Source organism: Rickettsia endosymbiont of Urophora cardui, assembly GCF_964030725.1.
Classification (GTDB): domain Bacteria; phylum Pseudomonadota; class Alphaproteobacteria; order Rickettsiales; family Rickettsiaceae; genus Rickettsia.
Genome location: NZ_CAXIPY010000006.1, coordinates 36,729 through 60,147, shown reverse-complemented (window position 1 = coordinate 60,147; position 23,419 = coordinate 36,729). Strand labels below are relative to the sequence as shown.

Sequence of the window (23,419 nt, the reverse complement as noted above, 5' to 3'; positions counted from 1 at the left end):
GTAGCGGTATCCAATTAAAAATACTAATATTATTTAGTATTTTTAATTATTTTCTGGATCCCGTGGTCAAGCCACGGGATGACAGAAGTGGAGGTGCTACCCTATCCACACGAAACAGCTTATTGCTGCAACCATGAAAAATACTACATATAAAGTATAATTAAAAACATATCCAGTTTGGGTTTTGCCGGTCAACCTACTGAAACAATTAACACTCCTAGCAAAGCCATTAGGACCAAAACGATCAATTATTTTTTGATCACCAGAATAAAATAAACAAGCTAAGCAGTTAATAGGTTTTACTATTAAGAAATTATATAGCTCATCAAAATAATATTTATTGATTACTATTTTAGTAAAGTAATTATCTTTACTGGATTCCCGCCTACGCAGGAATGACATAACAACATCTGATTTATATAAATAAATCCCTGCAACAATCCCTATTATTCCCACTATAATTGGTAATAATTTAATATGCAAAGGTGGATGAGTAATTAATAGCTTATAAGCTTGTAAATTAAGTAAACTATCATGGAAATAACCATTCGGTTTATCCATTGAAAGCAGATAATAACCAATCATCCCGCTAAAAAAGCTTCCTGCCACCAACAATGTAAGGGGATTATTCATTACTTTAGGCGGTTCATGAGCATGCTCGAAAACATCTTTTTCTAGTCTAGTTTTGCCGTGAAATACCAACATAATAATTTTCATTGAGTAAATAGCGGTAAGTATTGCAGCTAATATACCAAATATAAACATAAATGACCCTCTGCTATAAACCGCTTCTAAGATCGAATCTTTCGAATAAAACCCTGCAAGCGGATAGATCCCTATTAACGCAAGCGAACCGATTAAAAAATTTCCATAAGTTATAGGCATCTTATTTCGCAGCTCACCCATTTTAAATATATCCTGCTCATGAACCGCATGTATAACGCTGCCAGCTGATAAAAATAGTAAGGCTTTAAAAAAGGCATGCGTTACTAAATGAAATATACCGCTATTATATGCTGATACCCCGCAAGCCATAAACATATAACCAAGCTGGCTACAAGTTGAATAGGCGATAATTTTTTTGATATCGTGTTGCATAATGGCAATACTTGCAGCAAAAAGGCAAGTAATACCGCCGATGATCGTGATGAATTGTAGCACCATAGGGCTGTATTCAAACAAATATGAACAGCGTGCTACTAAAAACACTCCTGCCGTTACCATAGTTGCTGCGTGAATCAGTGCAGATACAGGAGTAGGTCCTTCCATTGCATCAGGAAGCCATACATGCAAGCCTATCTGTGCCGATTTACCCATACAACCGATGAATAACAATAAGCAGGCAATATCAAGGATAGAAATTTCAAAATTAGCTAGCAATATTTTTGTATTAGCTAATTTTGGAGCAAGCAAAAATACATCCTCATAATTTGCTGAATGACAATAAAAAATAATCGTTATTACGCCTAAAATAAATGCAAAATCTCCGACTCTATTGGCTATAAAAGCTTTAATAGCTGCTTTATTTGCTGATTCTTTTGAGTACCAAAAACCAATTAATAAATACGAACAAACGCCAACTCCCTCCCAACCAAAAAATAATTGTAAGAAATTATCAGCTGATACTAGCATTAGCATAAAGAAAGTAAACAACGACAGGAAAGATAAGAAACGTACTATCCCCTTATCTCGAGACATATAGCCGAGAGAATAAATATGCACGACGCTAGATACCCATGTGACGGCTATAAACATTATGCTTGTTAGCTGATCTATATAAATCGACCAATCTACCTTAAATTGGCTTACTGTAATCCATGTCAATAATTTTATATGGATTATATGCCCGTTTAATCCTGTGTGATAAAATATTATTAATGCAAATAATGCTGATAAAGATAAAAACGATGTTGCAACTATAGACGCTAGTTTTTTATCTATTCTTCTTACAAATAATCCGTTTATTAAAGCAGAAGCAAGAGGTAATACAATAATCATTATAGCAATGCTTTGATACATCTTTATCCCCTCATCTGATTGATATCTGTGACTTCAATCGAGCCTTTATTACGGAAATATATCAGTAATATTGCAAGACCAATAGAAGTTTCAGCAGCAGCTATAGTTAGAATTATGATGCTGAAAATCTGCCCTGATAATTCTTGCATATATACCGAGAAAGCAATAAAATTTATATTAACTGCAAGCAGCATTAGTTCAATCGACATTAATATATTGATAATGTTTTTGCGGTGCATAAAGAATCCAAGCATCCCGATAGTAAACACTAAACTGCTTAAAACTAAATAGTGATTAAGCCCTATATATTCATTCATATTTAATATTCTCAATTCCTTTATTTATAAAAGGTTTTGTCATTAATACAGCATTTTCCTTATTATGCGAAAGTTGTTTTGTGATATTTTGACGCTTTACTCCGTCACGTTTTCTAAGAGTTAAGGTAATACAACCGATCATGGCAGCAAATAAAATAAGTCCCGCAATTTGGAAAGGTATAATAAAATCAGTATATAATATTTTTCCTATTGCTTTAGTATTTGATACATCACTTACTATGGCAAATGATAAATCAGAACTAAAATGAATATTTTTAGTACCGAGTAAAATAATCACTACTAAATCAGCAAACATAATCAAAGATACAACAATGCTTAAGATAGGCTTTTCCTTTAGCTGCATTATAGCCTTATTAAAATGCATATCCAGCATCATTATCACAAATAAAAATAATACTGCTACTGCTCCGACATATATGACTATTAGCATCATTGCTAAAAATTCTGCACCAAGCAGTATCATAATTCCAGAGCCGTTAATAAAGGCAAAAATTAACCATAATACTGAGTATACGGAATTTTTGCTCAAAACAACGCATAGACTGCTAATTATGATTAATGTTGTAAATAAATAAAAAAATATGGGCATGAGTTATTATATTGTGTTTCCTCGTCATTGAGAGGATATGCATGGCATCAACGCAGCAATCTTTTCAAACATCCTGAGATTGCCACGCTCCTTGCAGTCACTCGCAATGACGGGTTGTATATTAAACCAATAAAGCGTTAGCGGCAAACTTGTCAATCATTGGCATAAATAAAACCTCGAGTTGTTTACGTATCACTTCTTGATCTTCTATCTTTTGTCCGTCTTTGCTTAAATTTATTTCACCTTTTACTACATGACCCATCACTGCGTCAATAATAGCTTTCTTATCATGCTTACCATCCATATATCTTAATAGCAAGTTTTTCAAAGAAATTAACCCCTACTGGCTCGTGTTTTAAATTTGTAACCCACATATAAGGAGTATGTATTGCTTGATGTATTACAAGCTTCGTAGTTTTAGGCTTATTAAGCTCAGGCGTTTCTCTATGTTTCTGAGTAGTAATATTAATGTAACCTTGTAATACTAACTTCATTGCGTTTTCCAAAAGCTCAGCTTTTATTTCATTTAATCTCTCAGGGTTTAATTCCCCGAAGCTCTGCTTCGTGATATCATAAGAAACAACTAAAACTTTTTTAGATACCTCGTAGCTCTGCTGCGAGGAGCATCATTTTAGTACCATGGAGCTTTTTATTAGCTTCCTCGGTTATTTTCTCAAAACTTAAGGGGTTATTAAGATGCTCACTAAAAGTATATAAAATAGCTTTCATGTAGGGGGAGGCAGTGTTGTCACATTACTATCTGTATTGCCGTTCAAAAAGAACGCTAAGCTTTCAGAAGAATTATTAAGATCAACCTCTTTAAGCGATTTTTCAGGAACGACGTTAAAGATCATAAATGATGCTCCTCGCAGCAGAGCTACGAGGTATCTATCCAAAAAGCTTTAACTGTTTTTGTTGAAATGCTTTATAAGAAGGTTTGCCTAAACCTTGATTCTGTACATAATTACGTAATTTCTGCTCATCACCATGTTTACCTACTGTGCTCATAAAATATCCTTTACTCCAAAACTCACTTCCCCATAATTTTTCTTTAAGATTTGGATATTTCTCAAACATTTTCTTAGAAGTAATACTTTTTATGATTTGAGTTATTTTTGTTGGGCTATACATTGGTATTGACTGTAATAAAAAATGTACGTGATCTTTCTCTACTCCTATTTCTAAAAATCTAATTTCATAACGATCTTCTATGTGCTCACAAATTTTACACAAATAATCATCTAGTTCTTGATTGAATATTACTCTTCTATACTTTGCCGGCGTTACTAAATGATATATTAGTACTGTGACATTATGACTCTTATGTATATAACTGCTTTCTTCCATTCAAGTAGTATATCACGAAGCAGAGCTTCGGGGAATTAAACCCTGAGAGATTAATCCATTCTGACTTAGTACTGTTTTTAAATCTACTCCGCCTTTTATCAGCAAATCTATTGCTTCATTTATTTTTTTATTCTTCTCTATTTGCATTTCTGTTACCTATATTTTTAATTACTTCTAATATAGGCTCAACAAAAATTTACACAATCATTGCAAAAGACTCAACCCCTCAGCTTATAGCTGAGGGTTGTTTAGTTTTTTTGCATATATTCACCTTGCACGTATGTTATACGTATATTATACCACTATTATAAAAACTAATCAATTATCTGGATCTTCAGCTCTTCTTTTTTTGCAGTTATTTTTACTATTTTTCCGCTACTTACCTCGCCTGCTAAAATCATCTTAGCTAAGTTATTTTGTATTTCACGCTGGATAAGTCGCTTTAATGGTCTTGCTCCAAAGCTCGGATCATAACCTTTTAAGGCTAAATAGTTTAAAGCCGGTTCATCAAATTCAAGAATGATATTTTGTGCTGATAAGATTTTCTTTAAACCCTCTAGCTGAATTTTTACTATATCGTGAATATTACTTTGGTTTAATCTATGGAATAATATAATTTCATCTAACCTATTCAAGAATTCAGGTTTAAATACCATCTTCACATATTCCATAACTTGGTCTTTTACCTTATAAGTATCTTCACTCTCTTTCTGGTTAACGAGTATTTCAGCCCCTAAATTAGATGTTAGCACAATAATAGTATTCTTAAAATCAACTGTGATACCCTGACTATCGGTAAGTCTTCCCTCATCTAGGATTTGCAGCATAATATTAAAAATATCAGGATGGGCTTTTTCTATTTCATCAAACAATATGACTTGATAAGGTCGGCGTCTTACGGCTTCGGTAAGCACTCCACCTTGATCATATCCAACATACCCGGGAGGTGCTCCGATAAGCCGTGAAATAGCATGCTTCTCCATATATTCCGACATATCGATACGTAAGATGGCGTTACGATCATCGAAAAGAAAACCCGCTAAAGCTTTAGTCAGCTCTGTTTTACCTACTCCAGTCGGACCGAGAAACAAGAAAGAACCAAGCGGGCGGTTAATATCCTGAATACCTGCACGTGACCGCCTAACTGCATCACTAACACCTTTAATCGCCTCATCCTGCCCTATTACGGCTTCACGTAATTTCTGCTCCATCACAAGCAAACGTTCACGCTTACTTGATAGCATAGTATCGATCGGAATACCGGTAATACGAGAGATAATACTTGCTATATCACTTTCTGAAACAATTTCCTTTAACAATCCTTTACTGTCAGCATTTTCGGATTCCTGAATTTTCTTCATAATCTCAGGAATAATTCCATATTTTAACTCACTAGCTTTGGCTAAATTAGCATCACGTTCTGCTCGCTCTAAATCAATCCTAGCACGGTCTAACTCTTCTTTAAGTTTTTGCTGCCCTTGAATCTTGGATTTTTCGGCTTGCCATTTAGAACTCATATCGTAAGATTTGGATTCTAACTTTTCTAACTCTGCGGTTAAATGCTCAATTTTCTTTTTAGAATGTTCATCAATTTCTTTCTTCAAAGCTGCAAGCTCTATCTTTATCTGAATAATGCGGCGATCTAGTGCGTCCAGTTCTTCAGGTTTACTTGATAGCTCGATTTTCATACGACTACAAGCTTCATCCATTAAATCAATCGCTTTATCAGGTAGAAAACGATCCGTAATATAGCGGTTTGATAGAGTTGCTGCCGCAACTATTGCACTATCGGAAATCCGTACCGCATGGTGCAGTTCATACTTTTCCTTAATACCTCTAAGTATCGATATAGTATCCTCTACTGTCGGCTCGCTAACATAAACAGGTTGGAAGCGGCGAGCAAGTGCCGCATCTTTCTCGATATATTTGCGATACTCGTCTAAAGTAGTAGCCCCGATACAATGCAGTTCACCGCGTGCAAGCATTGGCTTTAGTAAATTTGATGCATCCATAGCTCCGTCAGTTTTACCCGTACCAACTAATAAATGTAATTCATCGATAAATAAAATAATCTCACCGCTTGATTCTTTTATTTCACCAAGAACAGCTTTAAGCCTCTCTTCAAACTCACCACGATATTTTGCTCCCGCAATCAACGCTCCCATATCAAGCTCGATAATTCGGCAATTAATAAGAGTTTCTGGCACATCTTTGCTAAATATTCGTTGTGCTAATCCTTCAATTATCGCAGTTTTACCAACACCAGGCTCACCAATTAACACAGGATTATTTTTCATACGACGAGATAATACTTGCACTGTTCTTCTGATTTCTTCATCACGTCCGATTATTGGATCAAGCTTACCACTGTCAGCAAGCTCAGTTACGTCTCTGCCGTATTTTTTTAGAGCATCATAGCTATTTTCTGCTGATTCAGTATCCGCTTTTTTGCCTTTACGAAGCTGCAAAATACTAGCCGCTAGCTTCTTACTACTGATTCCATTATTGGTTAAAATTTTACCAGCTATAGTATTATCAAAACTTAAAGCTTCCAAAATACGCTCAATCGTGACAAAGCTATCCCCATTATTTTTAGCAAGGTCATCAGCTCTTTGTAAAACTTTAAGGAGTTCGGCAGAAAAATAAATTGTTCCTCCGCCATCAACTTGTACTTTTGGAATTTTATTTAATTCTACCTGTACTTGATCAGCTAAAATATTTAAGTTACCTCCACTATTATTAATAAGCGTTCTGATAATCCCAGTATCTTCATTAAAAAGACTAGCTAATAAGTGCAAAGGTAATATTTGCTGATGATCATTTTTAGCAGCAATGTGTTGACAGTTTGTTATTGCTGATTTAGCATGTGCAGTAAATTTATCAATATTCATATAATTAATCCCTGTTGGGTTAAATTCCCCGTGGCTTGCCACGATTATTTGAATCAAAGCAGGACGGTCCGCAGGAAAATTTGCCGTAAATACCCCGTAGGCTTGCCTCGGGGATAGGCAAATTTAGTTCTGCGAATTTTATTTTTAGTTATAAACGACTCTAAATCATCTTTAGTAAATTTGAACTTAGCAATATTTTCATCATAAGTTTTAGTTTTATCAAATCTTGCATCTTTGCTTTTATCTATAGCAAACACCTCTATAAAACTTTCTTTTACTTCATTAGAAGTACTCGGAGCATTCAATACATGGAATAAAGCTTTTACTGAATTTGTATTGTCTTTTAATATACCATTACGGCTAGTTGCAGCTGCTATTACATATTCTGTAAGAAGTAGTTGTAAATTTTCTTTAGTTAAAGCATTAACATTACAAAATGATAATAGTATTTTTGCTTTATCATCATGGTTTTCAACAACTCCTTGTTGCCATTTAGAATCATTATTTTCCTTTGACGGAATAAACATTTCTAATAATTTGGTTCCAAAGGTTTTATTTAAATTTTTGTTGTCATAAACTTCATAAACATTTAATAGAAATTTCTGATGTTCAAGCGTTTTATCTTTTTCTTTAGCAAGCCCATGATTATTAGCATATTCCATAGTTTGGCAATACCCTTTAATATGTAAGTAATTAGCATATTTTTGGGCATCTTTAAAATCAAGAGTATCGATTCCTTGAGTATCTAAAACAACAGTATTTAAAGCATTTTCACGTAGCTGCTCATTTGTTTCTTTTAGAGTATCGGTATATTTTAATTTTCCACCTATTTTTGCAATCATTTTAAATAATACGTCAGCTAAAAATTTTACAATTTCACTTGGACTTTTAAATTCTTTAGCACTATATATTGCAATATTTGCATCCGCTTCCATGCCAACACCAAAAGCCATAGAAAGAGTTCTACCTTGCTTTTTAGCTAATATAATCTCATCTGTATCATTCGTTATTTCTTTTACATCAAATTCCGGCTCATTATCTTTAAAATATTTTGTCGGTACGTTATCCAAATAACCACCATCAACATATTTTTTGCCATTAATTTCTACTGGCTCAAAAACAAGGGGGATAGAAGCAGAAGCACGACAGGCTAAAGCAACTTCAACATCAGGCGTATCAAGGCTGCTAAAAATAGTTAGCACACCTACATCTTTCTCAACAGCCGTAACCACTAAATCTTTATAGTTAGTAGGATCATATTTTCGAAGTAATGCTAAATCCCTAAAATATATTTTACCGCCGCTTTTATGCCTTTCTCTTAACCTATCTAAATCTTTATCATCTTGGACATTTATAATATCTGGTCTTTGTAAAAAATCACCTACATTATCTTTTATAGTTTTATCAAGCAAATTATATAAAGGTTTACCATCTTTATTTAACTGTAGAACACCAGCAGAAAATCCTTTTTGTCCTAATAAATCCTGTAAATTAGTAGTTTTAGATATTTCTTCAAATCGCTCAGCTGGGGTACCAAATGCCACTATTGCAGCAGTTATAGCACCGGCTGATGAGCCTGCAACAGCTTTTACATTATCTACAAGATCGGCTTTTTTTAGTGCAGCATAAGCACCTGAATATATAGCCCCTTTAGCCCCACCACCGCTAAAAGCTACATATTCTATAAGAGCTTCTTTAGAATCTTCTATATTTCTAATTGGAGTTTCTTGAACTTCTTTTAGATCATCTATATATTTGACTTGATCTTCTTGAACTTCCTTTAAATCAACAATAGGTTTAATAAAATTTCGATTTTTTTTAAAGTTTTCTATTTCTGCCATAATTTATATTTATTTAGTTAAATTATTTTCTACAAATTCCCAATTGATCATATGCTTAATAAAAATGTCAACGTAATCAGGACGTTTGTTACGATAATCAATATAATAAGCATGCTCCCAAACATCACATGCAAGAAGCGGTTGCATACCATTTGCTATAGGTGTACCAGCATTTGCAGTTTTTACAATTTGTAATCTATTATTATGATATATCAGCCAAGCCCAGCCACTCCCGAACTGCCCCGTTGCTTCTGCTTTAAACTGTTCACAAAACTCTTCAAAACTACCAAAATCCTCATTAATTTGCTTTAATATCTTACCACTTGGCTTTCCTCCACCATTCGGCTTTATTGAATGCCAAAAAAATGTATGATTCCAAACTTGTGCAGCATTATTAAAAATTGCAATATTTTGATTTTGTGATGACCAGTCTATAATTTCTTCTAAATTCTTTTTTTGTAGTTCTTTTTTATCTTTTAGCAAATTATTTAAATTCTGCACGTAAGCATTATGGTGTTTACCATGATGATACTCAAAAGTTTCAGCAGTAAAATGTGGTTTAAAACTTTCTTTATCATAAGGTAAATTAGGTAGCACAAAAGGATAGGAAGTTTGATTAGATTTATCACAATAAGTCATGTTATTTTTCTCCTGTTTTATTATTAGTCTCTAGAAAAAATATATAGAGAATAGCTTTTTGTACGAATAACCAAAAAGACTTATATCATATATAAGCATACTGTATTTGGTAGAATATTAAAACTAATAAAATTATTTTTAAGTGTTTTTAGCATTAAATTATTTTAACTTTATTCTTGACTTACATATTAATATCCTTTAGTAAAGGAGCGTATTTTATGGTTTTTAACTTAAATTGGAGAATAAATTATATATATACCTAAAGTTTTTAAATGTGTTATGCCTGTAGGTTTAACCGAAATTACCGATAAATTAGGTAATAATATGAAATATGCAATTTCTCAAATAGCCAGCAAAACATTTCTGTCTGTTTATACAACAAATAATGATGGAGAATTCAGAGAAGGTTAGTCCGCTAATATTTTATCATGTGATTTACCGCAGATTTATAAGGATAGTAAGCAAGAAGGAGCAAGTTTAACAACAGTATTTAAGAATTGTGGTAATAGAAATGCAATACATGAAATAGCGGGTCTTATTAACGCCAATTTAGGATAAGAGAAGTTGTTCTGGAGCTAAAGCATCAAGTTTTATACGAGATTTAGTGATAGCATAAGAAGTAACACAAGCTAGAATATGCACCAAGAAATTAACAGGAGATCTATGCCTTGTATGCTCTGGGTTCATTCTATTTTTTTGTAATAGTTGAGATTATATCTTACATTTAGTAAAATAAATTAATTATTAAATGGAGATAAAGAATGAACTTAAATCAAAAAATAATAAAACCAAAATTAGGTTTACTTGAATTAGCTAAGAGCCTTGGTAGTATATCATCAGCATGTAAAGCGATGGGATATAGTAGAGATAGTTATTACAGATTTAAAGAACTGTATGAAACTGGTGGCGAAGAAGCGTTGTATGAAATTAGTCGAAGAAAGCCAATAATAGCGAATAGAGTTGATCCTGCTGTAGAGAAAGCAGTACTAGATATGGCAATAGAATATCCAGCATATGGTCAGCTAAGAGTATCAAATGAGCTTAAAAAGACAGGTGTACTTGTATCACCTGGGGGAGTAAGATCAATTTGGTTACGTAATGATTTAAACAACATCAGTAAAAGACTTAAAGCATTAGAAGCAAAAATGGCTCAAGATGGTATTGTGCTTACTGAGGCACAATTACAAGTGCTAGAGAAGCGTCGTAATGAAAAAGAAGCTCATGGAGAAATTGAGACACAGCATCCAGGGTATCTAGGATGCCAAGATACATATTATGTAGGCAACTTTAAGGGTATAGGTAAGGTTTATTCTCAGGTATTTATTGATAGCTACAGCAGAGTAGCTGATGTTAAACTATATACTGATAAAACAGCTTTAACTGCTGCTGATATGCTTAATGACCGAGTGTTACCATGGTATGAGACTCAAGGGATACCAATACTTCGTATTCTGACAGATCGTGGGTCAGAATATAAGGGGAATATAGAGCATCATGCTTTTGAATTATTTCTAAGTATCGAAGGTATAGAGCATACTACTACTAAAGCATATTCTCCTCAAACAAACGGTATGTGTGAGCGTTTTAATAAAACCATGAAACAAGAATTCTTTGATACAGCTATGCGGAAAAAGATTTATACAGATCTTGATGACCTACAATTAGATCTTGATATCTGGCTAGAGTATTTCAATAATGAAAGACCTCATTCTGGTAAATATTGTTATGGAAAAACTCCTATGCAAACTTTTAAGGATAGTAAGAAATTAGCTGTTGAAAAGAATAATGAAATCTTGTATCTTGAATATGTATCTGACAGTCAAAATTTAACTGACAATCAGGGGCAAAATTTATAGTGTCTGTAAGATCAAATCTTAACTTCTACAATTCAAATGATGCTCCTCGCAGCAGAGCTACGAGGTATCTATCCAAAAAGCTTTAACTGTTTTTGTTGAAATGCTTTATAAGAAGGTTTGCCTGAACCTTGATTCTGTACATAATTACGTAATTTCTGCTTATCACCATGTTTACCTACTGTGCTCATAAAATATCCTTTACTCCAAAACTCACTTCCCCATAATTTTTCTTTAAGATTTGGATATTTCTCAAACATTTTCTTAGAAGTAATACTTTTTATGATTTGAGTTATTTTTGTTGGGCTATACATTGGTATTGACTGTAATAAAAAATGTACGTGATCTTTATCTACTCCTATTTCTAAAAATCTAGTCCGTCCGCCAAAACTCTACAAGCCTTATAGATAATATGGTTTTAAGACAAGAAGTAATACAACAATCCGTAAGAAAATGATAAAATATGGTCATAAACCTTATGGATTTCAGTCAATGCCAATAGACAACATTATCAAATCGCAAGAACAAGGGAAACTGTTTGGTTATAAATTAAAAGAAGAATTAAACCCAAATAATAAGCTATATAAATTAAGAGAATTAATAAATTGGTCTAGGCTCGAAGAGTGGTTATCAAAAAATGTTTGTATTAAGAAATTTGGTAGAAATAGAAAATGTCATAGAGTGATGCTTGGCATAACGATGCTACAAGCAATGTATAATTTTTCAGATTCATTATCAGAGGAAGAGCTAAAAGAGAATATGTATTGGCAGTATTTCTGCGGGTGGGAATATATAGAAAAAGACATAGCTATCTCGGAAACTAGTATACGACGGTTTCGTAGTGTATTAGGTGAAGCTGGATATAATGAGATATTATCGGAGTTGATCAGGGTTGGGATAAAAACTAACACAATTAAAAAAAAAGATTTGGAATTAATCATCGCTGATACGACTGTACAAATTAAGAATATCAAACACCCACACGATGTTTATTTAATGGATAAAGCTAGGCTTAGCATAGTAAAGCTTTGCAACAGTTTGGGTATACATTTGAATGAAACATACGCTAGAACCTATAAACGCGATATAGTAAAGCTATGGAAATATAAAGAACATAGTAAAGCCAAGAAGCGTTGGAAAATAATGAAGCATTTAAAAATATTACTGGGTCGTTTGATTAGAGTATGTGAGCGTGAGATCAAAAATAAGCAATTAAACTTGTCTCTCAAAAATCAAGAAGTATTGCAAAAAATAAAACAAATACATAACCAATCTGTTTTAAAAAGAGAAGCTAAAAAGCAATATAAAGAAGATAACAAAGTATTATATAGTTTTCATGCCCCTGAAGTAGAGTGTATAGGAAAGGGAAAACGCAACAAGCCATATGAGTTTGGCAATAAAGTAGCGGTAGTAGTAAGTGGTCGTAGAAATTTTATTTTATCCGCAAAATCGTTTCATAATAATCCTTATGATGGTCATACATTGCATCAGAGCTTTGAAGCAGTAGAGAGTGTCACTGGAATCAAGATAAAGAAATCATTTGTTGATCTTGGGTATAGTGGTAGCAATGTAAAGGAGAAGAGTAAGGTATATACCCCAAAAACGCGGAAGAAGTTGTTACAAGAGGACAAGTCTATGATCAAGAGACGCAGTGCCATAGAACCAATAATAGGTCACTTAAAGCAATATGGTCGGATGGGTAGAAACTTCTTGAAAGGTATGATAGGAGATATTATCAATCCAATAATCTCTGCTATTGGTTTGAATTTACGATGCATGGCTTTGTTGCATAAATAAGATTTGTAGAGCAAGAGTGGTGATAATCTGGTAAGATGTCCTGAATTAAAAATAATCCAGATTATATGAGATCTCGGAAGAAAGCCCCTTTTAGTAAATCACGCAAGTATTCTAAATATAAAATAACGAATTGGTCAGAATATAATAATTTTTTACGCAATAGGGGTCGCATAGATTTTATGATTGCCAGTGATTTGGCGATTGGCTGGTATGCTGATTACAGAGAGGAAATGAAACGAGGAAGACCTAGACGCTATAGTGATCACGCTATATTACAGTGTTTGAAGATCAGATGCTTATTCGGTCTTAAGTTACGCCAAACCCAAGGCTTTATAAACTGGCTCTTTGAAATATCGGGTTTATCTATTAGATGTCCAGACTATACAACATTAAGTAAGCGTATGAAGTCATTAGATCTTAGGTATTTACATGGAAATCAAGATAAAGAATTTAGTTGTATTTCAATGGATAGTACAGGGATACAAGCCTACACAGGGAACGAATGGCTAGAAAATAAGCATGGTAAGCAATATAAGCGTCGCATATGGAAAAAGCTACATATCGTTATAGAAGATCAAGGTATGATACTTGCCGATAGTACCACAGAGCATACTATAGATGATAGATCACAGATTGGACTACTAATAGCTAATGTCAGAGCCAAGGATTTTCTGGGAGATCGAGGGTATGACGGTGAATCTACATATCAATTGTTGAGAAAGAAGAAGATAAAACCAGTTATTAGACCCCCAAACTCTTCAGTAAAAGTTCAATCGCTTAGGGATAAAACTGAGAGAGATGCAGCTGTTATATATCAACAAAACAAAGGATACCAAGCATGGAGGGTAAAGAATAATTATGGTAGAAGGGAGCGTGTAGAGAACACGTTCTTTCGATTTAAAACTTCTTTTGGTAGTAAGTTTCTATCAAGACATGATCAAAATATGACAAAAGAAATGTCTATTAAATGCCACTTATTAAACAAAATGTTTGAAATTGGTAAACCTATCTCTGTGCCTGTTGGCTAGGCTAGCATTGCGGGGTTAGGGGCAGTATATTCAAAAGCTTATTTATGCAACAAAGCCGCTCCGCTCGGCTTTGTTGCATAAATAAAATTTGTAGAGCAAGAGTGGTGATAATCTGGTAAGATGTCCTGAATTAAAAAATAATCCAGATTATATGAGATCTCGGAAGAAAGCCCCTTTTAGTAAATCACGCAAGTATTCTAAATATAAAATAACGAATTGGTCAGAATATAATAATTTTTTACGCAATAGGGGTCGCATAGATTTTATGATTGCCAGTGATTTGGCGATTGGCTGGTATGCTGATTACAGAGAGGAAATGAAACGAGGAAGACCTAGACGCTATAGTGATCACGCTATATTACAGTGTTTGAAGATCAGATGCTTATTCGGTCTTAAGTTACGCCAAACCCAAGGCTTTATAAACTGGCTCTTTGAAATATCGGGTTTATCTATTAGATGTCCAGACTATACAACATTAAGTAAGCGTATGAAGTCATTAGATCTTAGGTATTTACATGGAAATCAAGATAAAGAATTTAGTTGTATTTCAATGGATAGTACAGGGATACAAGCCTACACAGGGCACGAATGGCTAGAAAATAAGCATGGTAAGCAATATAAGCGTCGCATATGGAAAAAGCTACATATCGTTATAGAAGATCAAGGTATGATACTTGCCGATAGTACCACAGAGCATACTATAGATGATAGATCACAGATTGGACTACTAATAGCTAATGTCAGAGCCAAGGATTTTCTGGGAGATCGAGGGTATGACGGTGAATCTACATATCAATTGTTGAGAAAGAAGAAGATAAAACCAGTTATTAGACCCCCAAACTCTTCAGTAAAAGTTCAATCGCTTAGGGATAAAACTGAGAGAGATGCAGCTGTTATATATCAACAAAACAAAGGATACCAAGCATGGAGGGTAAAGAATAATTATTGTAGAAGGGAGCGTGTAGAGAACACGTTCTTTCGATTTAAAACTTCTTTTGGTAGTAAGTTTCTATCAAGACATGATCAAAATATGACAAAAGAAATGTCTATTAAATGCCACTTATTAAACAAAATGTTTGAAATTGGTAAACCTATCTCTGTGCCTGTTGGCTAGGCTAGCATTGCGGGGTTAGGGGCAGTATATTCAAAAGCTTATTTATGCAATAAAGCCATGCTGACTTAGTTGTAATAGTTGAGATTATATCTTACATTTAGTAAAATAAATTAATTATTAAATGGAGATAAAGAATGAACTTAAATCAAAAAATAATAAAACCAAAATTAGGTTTACTTGAATTAGCTAAGAGCCTTGGTAGTATATCATCAGCATGTAAAGCGATGGGATATAGTAGAGATAGTTATTACAGATTTAAAGAACTGTATGAAACTGGTGGCGAAGAAGCGTTGTATGAAATTAGTCGAAGAAAGCCAATAATAGCGAATAGAGTTGATCCTGCTGTAGAGAAAGCAGTACTAGATATGGCAATAGAATATCCAGCATATGGTCAGCTAAGAGTATCAAATGAGCTTAAAAAGACAGGTGTACTTGTATCACCTGGGGGAGTAAGATCAATTTGGTTACGTAATGATTTAAACAACATCAGTAAAAGACTTAAAGCATTAGAAGCAAAAATGGCTCAAGATGGTATTGTGCTTACTGAGGCACAATTACAAGTGCTAGAGAAGCGTCGTAATGAAAAAGAAGCTCATGGAGAAATTGAGACACAGCATCCAGGGTATCTAGGATGCCAAGATACATATTATGTAGGCAACTTTAAGGGTATAGGTAAGGTTTATTCTCAGGTATTTATTGATAGCTACAGCAGAGTAGCTGATGTTAAACTATATACTGATAAAACAGCTTTAACTGCTGCTGATATGCTTAATGACCGAGTGTTACCATGGTATGAGACTCAAGGGATACCAATACTTCGTATTCTGACAGATCGTGGGTCAGAATATAAGGGGAATATAGAGCATCATGCTTTTGAATTATTTCTAAGTATCGAAGGTATAGAGCATACTACTACTAAAGCATATTCTCCTCAAACAAACGGTATGTGTGAGCGTTTTAATAAAACCATGAAACAAGAATTCTTTGATACAGCTATGCGGAAAAAGATTTATACAGCTCTTGATGACCTACAATTAGATCTTGATATCTGGCTAGAGTATTTCAATAATGAAAGACCTCATTCTGGTAAATATTGTTATGGAAAAACTCCTATGCAAACTTTTAAGGATAGTAAGAAATTAGCTGTTGAAAAGAATAATGAAATCTTGTATCTTGAATATGTATCTGACAGTCAAAATTTAACTGACAATCAGGGGCAAAATTTATAGTGTCTGTAAGATCAAATCTTAACTTCTACAACTTAGTACTGTTTTTAAATCTACTCCGCCTTCTATCAGCAAATCTATTGCTTCATTTATTTTTTTATTCTTCTCTATTTGCATTTCTGTTACCTAGTCCGTCCGCCAAAACTCTACAAGCCTTATAGATAATATGGTTTTAAGACAAGAAGTAATACAACAATCCGTAAGAAAATGATAAAATATGGTCATAAACCTTATGGATTTCAGTCAATGCCAATAGACAACATTATCAAATCGCAAGAACAAGGGAAACTGTTTGGTTATAAATTAAAAGAAGAATTAAACCCAAATAATAAGCTATATAAATTAAGAGAATTAATAAATTGGTCTAGGCTCGAAGAGTGGTTATCAAAAAATGTTTGTATTAAGAAATTTGGTAGAAATAGAAAATGTCATAGAGTGATGCTTGGCATAACGATGCTACAAGCAATGTATAATTTTTCAGATTCATTATCAGAGGAAGAGCTAAAAGAGAATATGTATTGGCAGTATTTCTGCGGGTGGGAATATATAGAAAAAGACATAGCTATCTCGGAAACTAGTATACGACGGTTTCGTAGTGTATTAGGTGAAGCTGGATATAATGAGATATTATCGGAGTTGATCAGGGTTGGGATAAAAACTAACACAATTAAAAAAAAAGATTTGGAATTAATCATCGCTGATACGACTGTACAAATTAAGAATATCAAACACCCACACGATGTTTATTTAATGGATAAAGCTAGGCTTAGCATAGTAAAGCTTTGCAACAGTTTGGGTATACATTTGAATGAAACATACGCTAGAACCTATAAACGCGATATAGTAAAGCTATGGAAATATAAAGAACATAGTAAAGCCAAGAAGCGTTGGAAAATAATGAAGCATTTAAAAATATTACTGGGTCGTTTGATTAGAGTATGTGAGCGTGAGATCAAAAATAAGCAATTAAACTTGTCTCTCAAAAATCAAGAAGTATTGCAAAAAATAAAACAAATACATAACCAATCTGTTTTAAAAAGAGAAGCTAAAAAGCAATATAAAGAAGATAACAAAGTATTATATAGTTTTCATGCCCCTGAAGTAGAGTGTATAGGAAAGGGAAAACGCAACAAGCCATATGAGTTTGGCAATAAAGTAGCGGTAGTAGTAAGTGGTCGTAGAAATTTTGTTTTATCCGCAAAATCGTTTCATAATAATCCTTATGATGGTCATACATTGCATCAGAGCTTTGAAGCAGTAGAGAGTGTCACTGGAATCAAGATAAAGAAATCATTTGTTGATCTTGGGTATAGTGGTAGCAATGTAAAGGAGAAGAGTAAGGTATATACCCCAAAAACGCGGAAGAAGTTGTTACAAGAGGACAAGTCTATGATCAAGAGACGCAGTGCCATAGAACCAATAATAGGTCACTTAAAGCAATATGGTCGGATGGGTAGAAACTTCTTGAAAGGTATGATAGGAGATATTATCAATCCAATAATCTCTGCTATTGGTTTGAATTTACGATGCATTGCAAATCATTTACAAATCGTGTCTAACTCCACATAAATCAAAAATATCATCATGCAAAAACTAGATGAACGATAAAAAATCGTTAACAATAGCTCCATATCAAAATTAGACCAACACAGAAATGTATCAGTAAAAATTAACATAACTTATTAATTTTTATTGAAAATCTTAGCAATTTGTTGTCAAAACTCTATCCCATTACAAATGATCAGGATTTGAAGTGTTTTTGGCGGATAGACTACCTATATTTTTAATTACTTCTAATATAGGCTCAACAAAAATTTACACAATCATTGCAAAAGACTCAAAGTTTTATATCTGACAATTGATTATATTACCAAAAAATGGTCTATGCCTATCCCCAATTGGAATGAAGCTATGGCTCATTTTATGATCAAATTTGATGGTAGAATTTAATGGTTCACGAAATTTACACAATTGATGAGACAGAGCCCAGTTTATAGCTCAATATGGCCTTGCTATGCCAATCTATAATAGCTGCCATATACATAAAGCCACCATTAGTTCTAATGTAAGTAATGTCACCACTCCAAACCTCATTCACATTAGGCACATACACTTGCTTTGTTGAGCCAGATTTAGTCCAATATTGATCAAGTAAGTAGCTATAGATCTTATGCTCACTATCGTTTCGAGAAGTAGATTTTTTCTTATGTGGGTAAATAGCTTCTATACCCATCATCCTCATATATTTCAGTACTCGATCTTTACCGACAATAAAACCATCTTCTAGTAACTGTTGATGAATATAGCGATAACCAAATTCAGGATTATCTGTATATATTTCATCTATTCTATTTAAAATACTTAATTTATTTATACTCATCTCCTTGGATTTATAGTAGGCTGTAGATCGACTAATCTTTAATAGTTCACACTGTCTTGATTTTGAGAGTTGATTTAGCTTGGAGTGTACAAGACTCTTTTTATTTGATAAATCCAAGCTTTTGAGCTTTCCCACGGCCCAGTCCCTCTCAACTGTGATTCTACCAAGAGCTTTAGCAAGTTCATCATTTTGCTCTTGTAAATGATTTATTTGTTCTTGATATTCACTCAAAACTTTAGCTGGTTCAAAAGCTAATGCCGCATTACCTAAAAACTGTTTTTTCCAATTTTGAATTGTTTTAACACTTATTGCATATTTTGAAGCTAACTGACCAAGTGTCGACTCCTCTTTTATTAATCTCTCAGGGTTTAATTCCCCGAAGCTCTGCTTCGTGATATCATAAGAAAACAACTAAAACTTTTTTAGATACCTCGTAGCTCTGCTGCGAGGAGCATCATTAAAAATTTTTTGTCAAAACTTCAGTAGATAAGGATATGCCAACTCTTCATTTATTAGCAGCATAAACCACTAGTAAATGAAGAGATTAATTAGAAACTTTTATTGCATTTAATTTATTATATAGTTTGTAAATAGACTGTTCAGCATCGTTAATTTTTCTATTAACTACTTTCAATAATTTTTTTGAAGGCTCTTCAGTTATTTGTGCAGCAGAGCTTATCTGTTCTGCTAAATTTTTAAGAGATTCTTGTATTTCTATAAAGGATCTTCTAAATTGCTCTTTAATCGTAGTAGATGATTCTTCAAGCTCTTTTATTTTTAAACATAAATTTTCTAAAAGCTGCTCTACCTTAGCTTGCATTAAGTTTAATTTTTGCTTCTCTTTTTCACTAAGATAACTTAATGTTTCTTGCATTTTTGCTTGAATTCTTACCTTTGTAGTACGATCAAGTTCTGAAGCAAGCCCAACCTTACTCATCAAGAATATTATCCATTTGTGGACATCAAAATGATACCATTTTGCACCATTACGATAGTCTGAAGGGAAAGCATGGTGATAATTATGCCAATTTTCTCCAAGTAAAAATAAAGCCATCCACCAAATATCTCCAGCAGTTCCTTTATAATATTTTTTACTACCGACAAAGTGGCATAAAGAATTTACACAAAAAGTTGCTTGTTGTTGCAAGAATCTACCAAGCCCCATAAATAAAAATCCCATATATGCCGAATGCAGAGTGCCGCCGACTAGGTAACCTATAATTAATGGTACAGCTATATTCATAAAGGCTGCTATCTGCCAATAATATCTTAGCTGCCACTTTAACAAATTATTTTTACCAAGTTTAACCCAAGTAATACGATCAATAGATTTATAGCTGCCTTGCCCAACTAACATCCAACCTATATGAGACCAAATAAAACCTAAAACCCTATTTTCAAATTTTACAGGACTATGCGGATCTTGATCTGTATCTGTTTTAGCATGGTGCTTATAGTGGTTTGAAGCCCAAGATAAAGCAGGTCCTTGCAAAGTTCCAGCAGATAGTGCAACTAAAACAAACTCAGCATATTTATTTATCTTATAAGAATGATGAGACCATAATCTATGCAATCCAATTCCAACCGTAATATTATTAACATAATAACTGCTCATCAGAAAAATAATTTCAGTCCAACCTATTCCATAATTGGATACATATTTAACTAAAAGCGATATTAGGATAAGAGGATAAATTATTAGTGCAAAAAATGCAGGCTTATTTATTTTACTTAGCATAAAGTTTAACCGATTTTTAATTGTAACAATGAACCTAACTAGCATCAATAAGAAATATTAACACAATGAATATATAAATACAAAGAAATTTTTAATTTACCTCCTGTTATGTTACTTCTAAAAAGACTTGTATGCAGTGTTCGATGTCATTCCCGCGCAGGCGGGAATCCAGTAATAAAAAATACAACTATACTAAAATCTTAAAATAACAAGCTCGATTTATCTCGCTTTATACTGGATTCCCGCCTACGCGGGAATGACATAGGAATCATACAATAATGCCGCTGCGGAATGACACCAGAAATTAATTTGTCTTTTATTTAAAAGTAACCTATGTTAGATCTGAAGTTTTGACAAAAAATTTTTATTAAAAAAAGTGGCGAGTGTATCAATCTATAATTTGTATTATATATCAAATAATTTACTTTAAATTGTAGAAATATCGCTTTTAAGCTGATAAAAGCACTAAATATTTAACTTTAAATATAAATTTTTACTTTAGTCAGAAAAATTAGAATTTTTGTCAAAACTTCAGTTAGATATTATTTAAAGGAATAATGTGTAAATCTATGGAAATTGTTAATAGTGTTGATGCATCTGTATCTTGCGGCGGTAAAGAGCCGCCTTATGATCATCCGAAAGTTTATTTAGAAATTGATAAAGAAAAAAAAGAAGTTAGCTGCCCTTATTGTAGTAAAAAATTTAGATTAATAGAACCAAAATGACTATAAAGCTTCTTTCAGAAAGTACTATCAACCGCATTGCTGCCGGCGAAGTTATAGAGCGTCCCGCATCGGTTGTAAAGGAATTGGTTGAAAATGCCGTTGATGCAGGTAGTACCAAAATTAACATTATCTTAGAGCGTGCTGGTAAAAATCTAATCATTATTTCCGATGACGGCGTCGGTATGACGGATAAGGAGCTAGAGATTGCCGTTGAGCGTCATACTACTTCTAAACTTGATGAGACCGATTTCCTAAATATACATACTTTCGGTTTTAGGGGCGAAGCATTACCATCTATTGCTGCTATTAGTAAAATGCTAATTACCTCTAAAAAACGCGACAATCAAAAAGCTTTTCAAATTAAATTAATTGGTGGTGACGAAAAACAAATTACGGCTTCTATACATAATGAAGGTACTAAAATTGAGATAAGAGATTTATTTTTTGCTACGCCCGCACGTCTGAAATTTTTAAGAACTGATAAAACCGAGCTTGCAGCTACTGTAGATGTGGTTAAAAAGATTGCACTCGCACATCCTGAAATATCATTTAGCCTAACACATGATGGTAAAACCTTACTAAAGCTTAAAGGACAAAATAAGGACGCCGAAAACAACTTGAAACAAAGAATAATTGACGTAATAGGGGAGGATTTTATAAAAAATGCCTCTTATATAGATTTTAAATCCCATGATTTCTCTATTTACGGCTATACGAGCATCCCAACATATAATAGAGCATCTAGCGAAGATCAGTTTTTATTCATCAATAACAGACCGGTAAAAGATAAATTACTGCAAGTAGCTCTAAGGGTAGCATATCAAGATTATATGCCGCGTGATCGCTATCCGCTATGTGCCATATTCCTGCAAGTCGATCCACAACTTGTTGACGTAAATGTCCATCCGGCAAAAGCTGAAGTTAGGTTTCATGATCCAAATTATGTGCGAAATTTACTTATAGATTCAATCAAAAATGCCTTGTCGAATAAAAGTCATATCGCATCAACCGCTATTGCATCTAGTGCTATTGAATTATTTAAAAACCCATTCGTTAATAAAGAACCAGCTATAAGTAAACCCTTAAACGTGAATAGTAAACCTAGCGAATATCGACCTGCTATATCACCTACTGTGCCTAAATATACGCCAAATAACACTTGTCAAAAACTAATCGATACACTGCCCCATGCTAAAATAGAGCAGGAAGTAGAACAGCGTATCCAAAATGAACCACAAAAATCTTCGCAATATAGGCTGGGAGCTGCTAAAGCACAGCTTCATACCACTTATATTATTTCTCAAACAGAGGATAGTATAGTAATTACTGATCAGCATGCAGCACATGAGCGTCTTGGATATGAAAAAATCAAGAATTATATTAAGAATGAAGAGCTGATAAAACAGCGTTTACTTATCCCTGAAATAGTGGAGTTACCAGACGAAAAAAGAGCAGATATTTTATATGAGAACAAAGATAAATTGTCTAAATTAGGCTTAAGCTTAGAAAAATTCGGCGAAAAATCTATTATAGTAACCGAAATTCCCAATATTCTTGGTGATATAAACGTACAAAAGCTAATTCAAGATTTAGCTGATCATTTAGCAGAATGCGGCGAAGATATAGCCTTGACTGAGTTAATTGAGCATGTTACCGAGACCTATGCTTGCCACTACTCTATCCGAGCAGGACGAAAATTATCAGCGGATGAAATGAACGCACTACTCCGCCAAATGGAAAACACGCCATTTTCAGGACAGTGCAACCACGGCAGACCTACCTATATTGAACTTAAGCTTCAAGATATCGAACGTTTATTTGGTAGAAAATAGATAGCCTTATTGCGTGGATCGACAAACGTCTTGAGTGTCACCCCATGGCGGCATTGTTGCGT

The 23,419-nt window shown here is 33.6% G+C and carries 19 protein-coding genes and 2 pseudogenes; 8 read left to right on the top strand and 13 right to left on the bottom strand.

Features of this window, described 5'->3' with window-relative positions; genetic code table 11:
• Window positions 1-96: 96 nt before the first annotated feature.
• The 10 genes and pseudogenes from nuoL to AAHI98_RS07775 form a co-directional block, all read right to left on the bottom strand.
• Complete coding sequence (gene nuoL / locus AAHI98_RS07820; protein WP_342225567.1) at window positions 97-2,019, bottom strand: NADH-quinone oxidoreductase subunit L; 1,923 nt, start codon at window positions 2,017-2,019, stop codon at window positions 97-99.
• 2 nt (window positions 2,020-2,021) lie between these two features.
• Window positions 2,022-2,336: an NADH-quinone oxidoreductase subunit NuoK gene (gene nuoK, locus AAHI98_RS07815; RefSeq protein WP_342225566.1), complete on the bottom strand. Its 315-nt coding sequence runs from the start codon at window positions 2,334-2,336 to the stop codon at window positions 2,022-2,024.
• A complete protein-coding gene (locus AAHI98_RS07810) occupies window positions 2,329-2,946 on the bottom strand; it encodes an NADH-quinone oxidoreductase subunit J (RefSeq protein WP_342225565.1) in 618 nt (205 codons plus the stop codon). Before AAHI98_RS07810 ends, nuoK begins: the two co-directional genes overlap by 8 nt.
• A gap of 121 nt (window positions 2,947-3,067) precedes the next feature.
• Window positions 3,068-3,473, bottom strand: a pseudogene (locus AAHI98_RS07805) (hypothetical protein); the annotation flags it as partial.
• Between the two features lie 102 nt (window positions 3,474-3,575).
• Window positions 3,576-3,800 (bottom strand): annotated as a pseudogene (locus AAHI98_RS07800) (hypothetical protein); the annotation flags it as partial.
• 34 nt (window positions 3,801-3,834) lie between these two features.
• Window positions 3,835-4,293 carry an IS200/IS605 family transposase gene (tnpA, locus tag AAHI98_RS07795; RefSeq protein WP_342225564.1) on the bottom strand — a complete coding sequence of 153 codons (459 nt, stop codon included), beginning with the start codon at window positions 4,291-4,293 and terminating at the stop codon, window positions 3,835-3,837.
• A 12-nt stretch (window positions 4,294-4,305) separates the two neighbouring features.
• Window positions 4,306-4,440, bottom strand: coding sequence for a hypothetical protein (locus AAHI98_RS07790; protein WP_342224747.1), 135 nt, complete (start codon window positions 4,438-4,440; stop codon window positions 4,306-4,308).
• Window positions 4,441-4,607: 167 nt separating this feature from the next.
• Window positions 4,608-7,184, bottom strand: coding sequence for an ATP-dependent chaperone ClpB (clpB, locus tag AAHI98_RS07785; RefSeq protein ID WP_342226131.1), 2,577 nt, complete (start codon window positions 7,182-7,184; stop codon window positions 4,608-4,610).
• Window positions 7,185-7,237: 53 nt separating this feature from the next.
• Window positions 7,238-9,025 carry a patatin-like phospholipase family protein gene (locus AAHI98_RS07780; protein WP_342225563.1) on the bottom strand — a complete coding sequence of 596 codons (1,788 nt, stop codon included), beginning with the start codon at window positions 9,023-9,025 and terminating at the stop codon, window positions 7,238-7,240.
• 9 nt (window positions 9,026-9,034) lie between these two features.
• Entirely contained in the window at window positions 9,035-9,664 is a 630-nt protein-coding gene (locus AAHI98_RS07775) for a superoxide dismutase (protein ID WP_342225562.1), read from the bottom strand.
• Between the two features lie 761 nt (window positions 9,665-10,425).
• Between AAHI98_RS07775 and AAHI98_RS07770 the strand changes: the two genes are divergently transcribed.
• On the top strand, window positions 10,426-11,520 hold the full coding sequence (locus AAHI98_RS07770; protein WP_342225135.1) for an IS481 family transposase: 1,095 nt from the start codon (window positions 10,426-10,428) through the stop codon (window positions 11,518-11,520).
• Between the two features lie 68 nt (window positions 11,521-11,588).
• Here AAHI98_RS07770 and tnpA (AAHI98_RS07765) read toward each other — a convergent pair whose 3' ends face one another.
• Window positions 11,589-11,879: an IS200/IS605 family transposase gene (gene tnpA / locus AAHI98_RS07765; RefSeq protein WP_342226130.1), complete on the bottom strand. Its 291-nt coding sequence runs from the start codon at window positions 11,877-11,879 to the stop codon at window positions 11,589-11,591.
• 91 nt (window positions 11,880-11,970) lie between these two features.
• On the opposite strand from tnpA (AAHI98_RS07765), the gene AAHI98_RS07760 reads away from it, so the two are divergent.
• The 5 genes from AAHI98_RS07760 to AAHI98_RS07740 all read left to right on the top strand — a co-directional run bounded on the left by AAHI98_RS07760 (window position 11,971) and on the right by AAHI98_RS07740 (window position 18,251).
• A complete protein-coding gene (locus AAHI98_RS07760; protein WP_342225561.1) occupies window positions 11,971-13,314 on the top strand; it encodes an IS5 family transposase in 1,344 nt (447 codons plus the stop codon).
• A 65-nt stretch (window positions 13,315-13,379) separates the two neighbouring features.
• Entirely contained in the window at window positions 13,380-14,342 is a 963-nt protein-coding gene (locus AAHI98_RS07755) for an IS5 family transposase (protein WP_342224734.1), read from the top strand.
• 151 nt (window positions 14,343-14,493) lie between these two features.
• A complete protein-coding gene (locus AAHI98_RS07750; RefSeq protein ID WP_342225550.1) occupies window positions 14,494-15,456 on the top strand; it encodes an IS5 family transposase in 963 nt (320 codons plus the stop codon).
• A 134-nt stretch (window positions 15,457-15,590) separates the two neighbouring features.
• The gene (locus tag AAHI98_RS07745) at window positions 15,591-16,685 is read left to right on the top strand and encodes an IS481 family transposase (RefSeq protein WP_342224693.1); all 1,095 of its coding nucleotides are present in this window, start codon (window positions 15,591-15,593) and stop codon (window positions 16,683-16,685) included.
• A 204-nt stretch (window positions 16,686-16,889) separates the two neighbouring features.
• The gene (locus AAHI98_RS07740) at window positions 16,890-18,251 is read left to right on the top strand and encodes an IS5 family transposase (RefSeq protein WP_342224717.1); all 1,362 of its coding nucleotides are present in this window, start codon (window positions 16,890-16,892) and stop codon (window positions 18,249-18,251) included.
• Window positions 18,252-18,645: 394 nt separating this feature from the next.
• Here AAHI98_RS07740 and AAHI98_RS07735 read toward each other — a convergent pair whose 3' ends face one another.
• The gene (locus AAHI98_RS07735) at window positions 18,646-19,293 is read right to left on the bottom strand and encodes an IS3 family transposase (RefSeq protein ID WP_342225560.1); all 648 of its coding nucleotides are present in this window, start codon (window positions 19,291-19,293) and stop codon (window positions 18,646-18,648) included.
• 313 nt (window positions 19,294-19,606) lie between these two features.
• Window positions 19,607-20,800, bottom strand: a complete 1,194-nt coding sequence (locus AAHI98_RS07730) for a fatty acid desaturase (protein ID WP_342225559.1) — start codon at window positions 20,798-20,800, stop codon at window positions 19,607-19,609.
• A gap of 557 nt (window positions 20,801-21,357) precedes the next feature.
• Here AAHI98_RS07730 and AAHI98_RS07725 point away from each other — a divergent pair.
• Both AAHI98_RS07725 and mutL read left to right on the top strand, forming a co-directional pair.
• The gene (locus AAHI98_RS07725) at window positions 21,358-21,525 is read left to right on the top strand and encodes a zinc-finger domain-containing protein (protein ID WP_342225558.1); all 168 of its coding nucleotides are present in this window, start codon (window positions 21,358-21,360) and stop codon (window positions 21,523-21,525) included.
• Complete coding sequence (gene mutL, locus AAHI98_RS07720; protein WP_342225557.1) at window positions 21,522-23,357, top strand: DNA mismatch repair endonuclease MutL; 1,836 nt, start codon at window positions 21,522-21,524, stop codon at window positions 23,355-23,357. The genes AAHI98_RS07725 and mutL overlap by 4 nt, the downstream gene beginning before the upstream one ends.
• Window positions 23,358-23,419: the final 62 nt, after the last annotated feature.